We start from the raw sequence: 1,177 nt of genomic DNA, 5'->3' as shown, positions 1-1,177 counted from the left end.
GCAGTGCTTACATAATGTGGACAGCGCTAACATAGAGGGCTGATGTAAGCGCTGTCAACACTTGTTATGTTGAAGACATGCCGAGCCCGAGCACGTACCACCACGGCGATCTGCCCGCCACGCTGCTGCGCGCGGCCATCGAGCTGCTGGAAGCCGACGGCGCGGCCGGGCTCTCGCTGCGGGCCGTCGCACGCCACGCCGGGGTCTCGACCGCCGCGCCCTACCGGCACTACGCCGACCGTGAGGCGCTGCTGTCGGCGGTCGCGGCCGTCGGCTACCGCGAACTCGCCGCACAACTGATGGCCGCGCACCCCTTCCCCGGCAGCCTCGACGATCTCGCCACCATCGCGATCGCCTACATCCGCTTCGCCCTCGACCGGCCCGCCCTGTTCCGCGTCATGTTCGCCGAACCCTGCAACCCGGCCGACCCCGACCGCGTCGCCGCCACCGAGGCCATCAGCGCCTACGTCAAAACCATTGTCCAGCAGTCATTCCCGGCCGTGGACCCGGACAACCTCGCCACCGCCGTCTGGGCGCTGGTCCACGGGCTGGCCTTCCTCCACATGGACGGCAAACTCGACAGCTCCTCCCCCGAGGTCGTCGCCGCCCAGACCCGCGCCGCCATCCACGCCCTCATCGCAGCGGCCGGAAGCGTCCGCGAACCCTGACCCCGCCTGGCATGCATTGCGGCACAAGCCCTCTCGAGGCCGATGGCCTGGTAACGGTCGGCCCTCTGGTCAGTTGGCGAGGTGGGCGATGATGGTGGCGGCGGCTTTGGTGCCGGTGGCCGCACAGGCGGGGACGCCGACGCCGTCGAGGTAGGCACCGGCCAGGGCCAAGCCGGGGAGATCGGCTGTGGCGGAGCGCAAGTCGGCGAGGCGGGCGGTGTGACCCGGGAGGTATTGGGGCAGGCCGCCGGGCCAGCGTTGCACCACCGCGTCGATCGGGCGGATTTCGAGGCCGGTGACAGCGGACAGGTCCTCGACGGCGGCCGCGATCAGGTCCGGGTCGGACCAGGACAGCGGAGTGTCGTCACCGAAGCGGCCGAAGGAGGCGCGGACGAGCGCGACATCGCGGGCCGCGAGGTGCGGCCACTTGCGACTCGAGAGCGTGAACGCCTTGGCGCGCAACGGTTCGCCGGTGGCGACCAGGATGCCGGAGTTGTCGGGCAAGGCGG

At 70.5% G+C, this 1,177-nt stretch carries 2 protein-coding genes; one reads left to right on the top strand and one right to left on the bottom strand.

Annotation, left to right across the window (positions count from 1 at the left end; translation table 11 throughout):
- Positions 1–77: 77 nt before the first annotated feature.
- Complete coding sequence (locus tag ACWELQ_RS46050; RefSeq protein ID WP_452403252.1) at positions 78–668, top strand: TetR/AcrR family transcriptional regulator; 591 nt, start codon at positions 78–80, stop codon at positions 666–668.
- A gap of 69 nt (positions 669–737) precedes the next feature.
- On the opposite strand, the gene ACWELQ_RS46045 is transcribed toward ACWELQ_RS46050, so the two are convergent.
- The coding region (locus ACWELQ_RS46045) for an FAD-dependent oxidoreductase (protein WP_452403251.1) at positions 738–1,177 on the bottom strand (440 nt) is incomplete at its 5' end.

It is taken from the genome of Nocardia sp. NPDC004722 (assembly GCF_053601505.1).
Note: the sequence above shows the minus strand (reverse complement) of the source record. Positions and strands in the feature narration are given on the sequence as shown.